This is a genomic window from Desulfobacter sp. UBA2225 (assembly GCF_002348205.1).
In the GTDB taxonomy this organism is placed as follows: domain Bacteria; phylum Desulfobacterota; class Desulfobacteria; order Desulfobacterales; family Desulfobacteraceae; genus Desulfobacter; species Desulfobacter postgatei.
The window spans coordinates 1-8,639 of sequence record NZ_DDYV01000115.1 but is presented as its reverse complement, the minus strand read 5'-3'; the positions used below and the strand labels follow the sequence as shown (position 1 = coordinate 8,639).

10 protein-coding genes are annotated in these 8,639 nt (G+C 50.1%); 7 read left to right on the top strand and 3 right to left on the bottom strand.

The window, feature by feature from the left end:
- Positions 1 to 13: 13 nt before the first annotated feature.
- Positions 14 to 589 carry an ABC transporter permease gene (locus B3D59_RS06270; RefSeq protein ID WP_286818467.1) on the bottom strand — a complete coding sequence of 192 codons (576 nt, stop codon included), beginning with the start codon at positions 587 to 589 and terminating at the stop codon, positions 14 to 16.
- Positions 586 to 1,008, bottom strand: coding sequence for a hypothetical protein (locus B3D59_RS06265; protein ID WP_286818466.1), 423 nt, complete (start codon positions 1,006 to 1,008; stop codon positions 586 to 588). The genes B3D59_RS06270 and B3D59_RS06265 overlap by 4 nt, the downstream gene beginning before the upstream one ends.
- A gap of 299 nt (positions 1,009 to 1,307) precedes the next feature.
- Here B3D59_RS06265 and B3D59_RS06260 point away from each other — a divergent pair, with 299 nt between their 5' ends.
- The 4 genes from B3D59_RS06260 to B3D59_RS06245 are packed head-to-tail and all read left to right on the top strand — an operon-like array spanning position 1,308 to position 5,100.
- On the top strand, positions 1,308 to 2,522 hold the full coding sequence (locus tag B3D59_RS06260) for a sugar kinase (protein ID WP_286818465.1): 1,215 nt from the start codon (positions 1,308 to 1,310) through the stop codon (positions 2,520 to 2,522).
- A 5-nt stretch (positions 2,523 to 2,527) separates the two neighbouring features.
- On the top strand, positions 2,528 to 3,223 hold the full coding sequence (locus B3D59_RS06255) for a phosphoribosylanthranilate isomerase (RefSeq protein ID WP_286818464.1): 696 nt from the start codon (positions 2,528 to 2,530) through the stop codon (positions 3,221 to 3,223).
- Between the two features lie 12 nt (positions 3,224 to 3,235).
- Entirely contained in the window at positions 3,236 to 4,267 is a 1,032-nt protein-coding gene (locus B3D59_RS06250; RefSeq protein ID WP_286818462.1) for a zinc-dependent dehydrogenase, read from the top strand.
- 23 nt (positions 4,268 to 4,290) lie between these two features.
- Positions 4,291 to 5,100, top strand: coding sequence for a class I fructose-bisphosphate aldolase (locus B3D59_RS06245; protein ID WP_286818461.1), 810 nt, complete (start codon positions 4,291 to 4,293; stop codon positions 5,098 to 5,100).
- A 93-nt stretch (positions 5,101 to 5,193) separates the two neighbouring features.
- On the opposite strand, the gene B3D59_RS06240 is transcribed toward B3D59_RS06245, so the two are convergent.
- On the bottom strand, positions 5,194 to 5,397 hold the full coding sequence (locus B3D59_RS06240; protein ID WP_286818460.1) for a hypothetical protein: 204 nt from the start codon (positions 5,395 to 5,397) through the stop codon (positions 5,194 to 5,196).
- A 205-nt stretch (positions 5,398 to 5,602) separates the two neighbouring features.
- On the opposite strand from B3D59_RS06240, the gene B3D59_RS06235 reads away from it, so the two are divergent.
- From B3D59_RS06235 to B3D59_RS06225, 3 genes are all read left to right on the top strand, one after another.
- Positions 5,603 to 6,205 carry a TetR/AcrR family transcriptional regulator gene (locus B3D59_RS06235; RefSeq protein WP_286818459.1) on the top strand — a complete coding sequence of 201 codons (603 nt, stop codon included), beginning with the start codon at positions 5,603 to 5,605 and terminating at the stop codon, positions 6,203 to 6,205.
- On the top strand, positions 6,202 to 7,386 hold the full coding sequence (locus tag B3D59_RS06230; RefSeq protein ID WP_286818458.1) for an efflux RND transporter periplasmic adaptor subunit: 1,185 nt from the start codon (positions 6,202 to 6,204) through the stop codon (positions 7,384 to 7,386). Before B3D59_RS06235 ends, B3D59_RS06230 begins: the two co-directional genes overlap by 4 nt.
- Positions 7,387 to 7,417: 31 nt before the next feature.
- Positions 7,418 to 8,639 (top strand): efflux RND transporter permease subunit (locus B3D59_RS06225; protein WP_286818457.1); only part of this gene is annotated, 1,222 nt, incomplete at its 3' end.

The following is an 8,639-nucleotide window of genomic DNA, read 5'->3' as shown; positions in this document are numbered from 1 at the left end:
AGGATTTCTTAAGTCAACGGCATTGGGTCAGGGGAAGCGCGCTGATGGGGAAAAACAATCCGCACAGGAAAATCATGGGAAAACGGAAGAAATTGGAAAAGGTCTGGGCCTCGAATACCTCGCTGACCGCCACCGCGATAAACAGGCATAGAAAGGTCGACGCCACGGAGATCAGAAAAACCGCCGGAACAAAGACCAACCAGTCCACATGGCCCAGGTCGATCAGAAACACCGCCATGAGTATGGGCACAAAGGCGTTGACCACCCCGAACAAAATAGCTCCGCTGGTCTTGGCCAGCATCAGCAGTTCAAGAGGGATGGGGGCCAGCAACAGCCGCTCGAAGGAACGGTTTTTTTTCTCAAAGGTCACGGTCACCGCGAGCAGGGAGGTCGTGCCGAACAAAATGGACAGGGCAATCACCCCCGGGAGTATCGAAGAAATACTCTCCAGACCTTTTCCGGATTTGATGAAAAACATGCCAGTCCAGGCCAGGGGAAAGATAAGCCCCCAACTGATGTTCGGCGGCTTCAGATAGTAGGTGCGGAAATCCTTGGCCAGTATATTCCAGAAAGCAATCCAGCGTTTCATTTGTTTCCTCCTAATTTTTCTTTTTCCTTGCGCATGACGTCCGCACCGACCCCGGTGATCTGGACAAAGACATCCTCAAGGCTTGGTCTGATTCTTCTGGCCTCCGCTACCTCGGCCCCGCTATCCTCAAGGAATCGCACCAGCGGCCCGACTCGAATAGGCGAATCAGCCTCCACTTGGATTACTCCGGGCTCCGGGCTGGTAAAATTCTGGCCGGGGAATTCCTCTGCAAGGCGGTTTGAAAAATTATTCACGCCGTTTGCGCAGGTTATCTGCATCACATGTTTTTCACGAATGGGCTGAACAAGGTTCGCAACGGTGTCGACCCGGACAATACGGCCCGACATGATGAATGCGATTCGGTCGCATAACCGCTCCGCCTCCTCAATATAATGGGTGGTCAGAAAGATGGTGCTCACCCGCTAATACTTTGATTTAGAATTGAGTTGTTATTTCGGATGGTTGGAAAGAACAAGTCCATTACCTCCACCCACTGTTTTTCATGGAATTACAGAGTATTGGAAGAACCAAAATCATAATCAAAGCATTAGCGGGTGAGTACCAAAGTGCTTGGAGTCAATACAATTTAAATGCGTTTGCCCTGAGGAGACACTGTGATGTCTTGACGAGAATTGTCTATTTAAGTATGCTATCCGCCTATTTTGACAGCCTATATTTTGACAGCCTAATTAACGATTTTCAAGCAAAGGGGAACCGAATGGACAGTCAGACTTCAAAGCAACAAAAACAGAAGGTGGAAATTGACATTGTAGGCGGCCGATTTGATAAAGTGACCACGGTGTTGGAGGAGTTTGAGCCTGGGGACGAAAATTTTATTCACTCCTATGAGAAGATGGGCCTTGAACCACGACAGGTTGGAGATGTTGAAAGCAGGGAAGTAGATGTCAAGGTGCCGGCAAGGCTTCATCTTAACGTGTTTGATATGAACCGGTTCAATTTGAACCGCCCCGGTGGCGGCGGCCTTGGTGTGAGTATCGGCGTCTATTTTTATGCAAAGGTGAAGTCGATTCCCGAGCCGGTTATTCGCACCACAGGCGAACGCCAACTTATCATGGCGCATTACGGACATATTTTTAAAAAATTATTGGGGTATGACGGTGGGTTTGAAATAGAACTTCAAGACCATAAGCGCCGGCATGTGGGGCTTGGCTCTTCCATCGGTTCCATGTGTGCCGTGTGTATCGGTATGAATGAAGTCCTGGGCAGGCCTTTTTATGGGTGGGAACTGAGGCGGATTATGGGATTTCACTCCTGTGAGGAGAGCCCTGTGAATGAACAATATCTGCTTCCGGCCTTTGAAACCGGTATCGGTGCCATGGTGAGTATCAACGGTGGCTGGGTGGTTGCCAGTGATGACCTGGTGCTGGTTCAGCGTGTGGCACTGCCGGACACCAAGGTGCTGATGTTCATCCCGGAGGTTGATACCCTGGAGGACGAATTCCAAGGAAAGGAGACCGCTGCCGAATCCGAAGTCGAGCTTTTAATGAGACGGGCAAGAACCCTTGATGCGCTTCAGGTTGGCGCTAAGGCACAAATTGTCTTGTTGGACATGATACCCGCAATGATTCGAAATGATCTTAAAAAGATGGGCGATGCCCTGTTTGAACTGACGCATATGGGATCCAAACGGGCCGAGTGCGAACAACACGGTGCTTTTGGAACGCCCATATACAGCTATATTAATGCCTTTCGGGGGATGGGGATTGAGGTCGCCGGTATGAGTTCCGTGGGACCCACGGTTTTTGCATTGACCCGAAATCAGGATGCATATGATCGGGCGCTTAAATACCTTAAAGCAAAAAACATTTCGGACACGCGCATTATAGAAACCGAAGTTGACAACATAGGCGGTACGATTACGGAAAACGGTGTTGAAAGAACCTTTATAAATGATACCTGGCTTCAAGGATAATTCTTATGACAAGCGGTTACAAAGCCAAAATTTGCGGCACCACCAATATGGAAGATGCCGAAATGGCTGCCCGTGAAGGGGCTGATTTTTTTGGCGTGGTGGTGGAGGTCGATTTTTCCCCGAGGTCTTTGACCATTGAAGCGGCTAATCCTCTCTTTTCGTCTCCCCCCATTCCGGCGGTGGCCCTGGTTTACAATATGGCATCAACGCGTGTTGAATCGCTTATTGAGCAACTGAACCCATTTGCCGTACAATTTTTAAGCTTGGCAGAAACCTCTTTTGTCACATATTTAAAGAAGACTTATCCGAAGGTTGAAATCTGGCAATCGCTCCATTTGCCCCAGGCGGGTGAAGCGGTGGATCTAAAAGATTTTCAAAAGACGGCTCAAACGTCTGTGACAGCGGGTGTCGACGCCCTTCTTTTCGATACCGCCGCCTTGTCCAAAGGAGCGATGAAATTTGGCGGCACGGGCGTTACTTCGGATTGGGACATCGTTAAGGAACTGATGGATTCGATGCGCGGTACGTTGCCTATCTGGCTGGCCGGCGGGATCAATCCGGACAATGTAGGAGAGGCCATTGACAGGATCAACCCCTACGGCATTGATTTATGTTCCGGCGTGGAAGCGACCCGCGGAAAGAAAGATGCCGCAAAGCTAAGGTCTCTTATGACAACCATTCGCGGTAAGCATTCAAAATAGGAGAATTCATTCGTGAAAGCAGCAGTAGTTTATGGAAAAGATGATATTCGCATTGAAGAATATCCCACACCAACGGCAAGCGCCGGAGAAGTTATTGTAAAAACAAAAGTGTCCGGCATTTGCGCCACAGACATTAAGACCTTGCTGGGTCAAGGGCTTCCCAAGGACTTGCCGACCATTTTGGGGCATGAGGTGGTGGGTGAGATATTTGAAATAGGGGAGGGCGTTACGGCGTATCAACCCGGTGACCGGGTGGCGGTTTATCCCATTGCCGTTTGCGGGCAGTGTTATTACTGCCGCCAGGGGCGGCATAATTTATGTGAGCACGAATTCGGGTTGGCCCACGGTATTGAAGGTGGTTTCGCCGAATATGTGCGTCTTCCTAAAGAGATTGTGAACATTGGCGGGGTCATAAAGATTCCGGATGATGTGCCGTTTGATAAAGCGGTTTTATCCGAGCCCTTATCATGCGCCATGGCGTCCCTGTCAACCTGTAAGGTGGGACCTGACCAGGTTGTAGTGATTTTGGGCGCCGGCCCCATGGGGCTCATGCACCTGAAACTGGCAAAGTGGATGGGTGCTGTTGTTATTGTTGTTGATTTACTGGAAAACCGGCTGGCGATTGCTAAAGATATGGGCGCAGACCATTGCATCAATCCAACGCAGACAAATCACATTGAAGAAATAATGAAGCTGACCGACAAGAAAGGTGCACAAGCCGTTATTGCATCCCTGGGTATCCCGTCGGTTATTGAGGAAAATTTACAGCTGACCAGAAAAGGCGGCACATTTAATATTTTCGGCGGGCCTCCGGCAGGCCAAACCATATCGGTGGATCCAAGATGGCTTCATTACTGCGAAATAAATTTAACCGGGACCTTTGCGGCATCACCCCGCGATTTCAAAAAGAGCCTTGAGCTTATCATAAACAATGAAATCACCGTCGATGACCTCGTTACGGACCGGTTTACCCTTGATACCTTTTTAGAAGCCGTAGAGTGTGCCAAGAACCAGCAAATGATTCGTGGGATTGTCGAATTTTAATATACGAAAGGGAATGTCATCTTATGAACGGAAAAGAAAGACGGCTGAGAAAAATTCTTAATAAAAAAACGGGACGTTCTTTGGTCCTTGCGGTTGATCACGGCATGGCGCTTGGTGCCATGACCGGTATTGTGGATATTGCCGGTACGATTCGAACGCTGGATGCTACCAACAAGGTTGATTGCTGGCTTATGACCAAAGGCATATATACCCATGCGTTTGACCCGTCAGGAGATCCGGGGGTTATCCTTCGCGCCAGCGGCGGGGCGACCATTGCCGGGCCCGAGTTGACCCGGGAGGGTCAAACCGCAGATGCCGAAGAGGCCTTGCGGCTTGGCGTGGATGCCATGGCAACCACCGCGTTTGTGGGCTCGGCATATGAGCATGAAACCCTGATCAGTATGGCCCGGATGGCAACGGAATGCCGAAAATGGGATATGCCGCTTTTAGGGGTGATTGGTCTGGGAAAAACCAATGAAGACAAGAAAAAAGATCCCAAATTCATTGCACTGGGTGCAAGGGTTGGTGCGGAGCACGGGGCGGATATCATCAAGACCTATTATACGGAAACCGATTTTGATAAGGTTGTGGCCGGATGCCCTGTGCCGGTGATGATTGCCGGCGGGCCCAAATGTGAAACGGATCTTGATACGTTAAATATGATATCTGGTGCGCTCCAGGGCGGTGCCAAAGGCATCGTCATGGGAAGAAACGTGTGGCAAAGCCCGCACCCCACCGCATTGCTGTCAGCGGTCTATGCCTTGATACATGAAGGGATGAATGTGAAAGAAGCTGCTGATCTGCTTGCCCATGAGGTTGCATTAGATCATTAAAAGACGCGAAAAAAAGCGTACATTCGAGAAGTTCATTTGTCTGAATGTACGCTTTTTTAAGTTTTTGGAATTGTTATCTTTTACATCAAATCATTACTGCAAATACTTCTGCATATATCTTTTTTCTATCAATTTGAATGAGTTTACATCCACCTGCCCGCCCGGCGCATAAAATTGGACAAGGTCATTTTTGTATGGGATATTTTGGGCACTGCTGAATGTAAATGTCCGGGAACCGTCCTTGGTGATGATGATATAATCATAAACCCCGGAACGGTTTTCAATGAGGGTCAGCATGATAGCGCCTTTTTTTTTGTCAAGAATTAAGACAGGATAGCAATTACAGGCTGTGAAAATACCCTTGACAGAAACGGCCTTCGTCTTTATTGTACCCGAACGTCATTTTCTGACTATTTGGTCATTTCTTTAACCGATATAGTCAGGAGATGTTTTTGTTTTTTCCCACAGGAATGATGGCGGGGACAACCCAAGGAAATATTCAATGAATTTGCCCACAAGAAGAAAAGAGATGATGAACCGTCTGCTCAAGGAGCAAGTGGTAAAAACCGTGCTGGCAATGATCCATGAAGGGACACCCGTTACCATGGACAAGGTGGCGTTCAGGTGCGGTGTGTCCAAAGGAACCGTGTACAATTATTTTAAAAACAAAAAAGACCTGTTGAACACTGTCCATGAGGCTGTGATTATCCCCATTAAAAAGGGGTCAAACAAAATATTTGAGAAAAATATCCCGCCCATGGAAAAAATATATGGATTTGTGGGTAATGTGTTTGATTTCCAGAAGGAGTACCCACTTTATTTTAAATTTATTCAGAGTCAGCGTTCGGCAGCCGATGCCGTCACAGAGCGTATGGAGGTCATTATCATCCCCCTGGTCAATGTCTGCAGGGAAGGCATGCGCCAAGGAGCGTTTGTGGATGCGGACCCCTATGTCATGGCAGCCATGATCTTCGGTACGGTGGTGGGTCCTTTGGAGTCCCTGACTTACCGGGAGGATGCGCTCCAGGATTTGGAAAAACTCAAACAGGAAATTGTCCGCTTTCTGGACAAAAGTATACTTAAGCAACAGGAGAGATCGTTATGAAGGGTTTTTTGCTTGGTTTTATCACGGCCGTACTCATTGGCGGCGGATATTTGTATTTCTCGGGACAGCTTGCCTTGCCCTGGGCAGGGGAACCAAAAGATCAGGCCCCGGCTTCGGCCCCGCAGGCACCTGCCCAGGCCGGTCCGCCGGTTGAGGTGGCCGTTTATACGGTCAAGCCCCAGGAAGTGATATTCACCAAAGATCTGGCCGGCAGAACCTCTGCATACCAGGTGGCTGAAATTCGCCCCCAGGTAACAGGCATCATCCTTAAAAGGATGTTTACCCAGGGCAGCTTGGTTACAAAAGGGCAGCAGCTTTATCAAATTGATCCCTCCACCTACAAGGCCGAATATGAATCCGCAGCAGCCAGACTGGTTCGTGCCCAGGCTGACGTCAAGGCAGTGGAACCCAAGCTTGCCCGGTACAGCCGCCTGGTAAAAATGGGCGGTGTCAGCCGCCAGGTGTATGACGATACTGAAGCAGCCCTGGCCCAGTCCAGGGCGGACGTGGCCGTTGCCCAGGCTAATCTGGTCGCAGCCAAAATCAACCTGGACTACACCAAAGTCTTTTCACCCATATCCGGCCGCATTGGAAAGTCATCGGTCACCGAAGGTGCCTTGGTGACAGCCAACCAGGAGACGGCTTTGGCCCTGGTCCAGAACCTGGACCAAATTTATGTGGACGTGAACCAGTCCAGCGAGGAACTCATGGCGCTTAAAAAAGGCCTGAACAATTCTGAACACAACTCCATGGTCAGCCTGTTCATGGGAAAGGAAGGCATCCCCTATGACCTGCAGGGCAAACTGCTGTTCTCCGATGCCACGGTGGACCAGGGCACCGGGATGGTCCAGTTGAGGATACTGTTCCCCAACCCTGAAAAGGAACTTCTGCCGGGCCTGTTTGTCCGTGCCAGGGTGGCGCAGTTCCGCCAGGATAAAGCCATTGTCGTTCCTCAGCAGGCTGTGATCCGCAGTGCGGACGGCTCTGTTTCTGTATGGGTTGTGGATAAGGACAATATCGTAAAATCCCAGAATATCACCGTTCTTCAGGCGGTTAAAGATCAGTGGGTGGTCTCTTCCGGCCTTGCCCCCGGGGATCGGGTGGTGGTGGAGGGTCTGCAGAAAATCAGCGACCAGGCCAAGGTTACAATCGTGAAATTCAACGCATCTGCCAACTCCTGATACCCAAAATAAATGACAGCAGGATAAAAATATGCCTCGTTTTTTTATAGACCGACCCATTTTTGCATGGGTTATCGCCATAGTCATCATGCTGGCCGGCGTCTTTGCCCTTATGACCCTTCCGGTGGAACAATACCCGAACATTGCCCCGCCCAGCATATCAGTTACAACCTATTACCCCGGCGCTTCGGCCCAGGTACTGGAGGACAGCGTTGCCCAGGTCATTGAGCAGTCGCTGACCGGCATTGACCATTTAAGATATTTTTCATCCGCCAGCGACTCCTCGGGACAGCTTGAAATTACGCTTACCTTTGAGCCGGAAGCAAACCCCGATATTGCCCAGGTCCAGGTGCAGAACAAGATCTCCAAAGTGGAAAGTCTTTTGCCCCAGGAAGTTCAGCAGCAGGGACTCACCGTGGAAAAAGCCACGAAAAGCTTTCTGCTCCTGGCCGGGATGTACTCCGAAGACGGCAGGATGAACGATGATGATATTGCAGACTATATCCAGTCCAATATGGCCGACCCGGTTTCCCGTGTCCAGGGCGTGGGGGATCTGACGGTATTCGGCGCCCAGTATGCCATGCGGATCTGGCTTAATCCTGAAAAGCTCAATGCCTTCAGCCTCATGCCGTCGGATGTGTCTGCGGCCATCAAGGCCAGAAACGCCGATGTCTCCTCGGGACAGCTTGGCGGTGCCCCTGCGGTTGAGGGGCAGCAGCTTAATGCAGTGATCACGGCCCAGTCCAAACTCAAGAGCGCAGAGGATTTTGAAAAAATCCTGATCAAAGTCAATCCGGACGGCTCCCAGGTCCGGGTCAGGGATGTGGCCCGCGTGGAACTGGGATCTGAGTCCTACGGGTTTACAACCAAGTACAACGAGAAGCCGGCCTGCGCCATGGCCATCACCCTTGCCACCGGCGCCAATGCCCTGGATACAGCCCAACGGGTCAAGGATAAGGTTAAAGAATTATCCGTGTTCATGCCCAAAGGGCTGAAAATCGTCTACCCCTATGACACCACCCCCTTTGTCCGTCTGTCCATCAAAGAGGTGATCAAAACACTGATCGAAGCCATTGTCCTGGTATTTCTTGTCATGTACCTGTTTTTACAGAATTTCAGGGCCACACTGATTCCAACCATTGCGGTGCCGGTTGTTCTTCTGGGAACTTTTGGCACACTCTCGGCATTTGGATTCAGCATCAACGTATTGTCCATGTTTGCCATGGTCCTGGCCATCGGTCTGCTGGTGGACG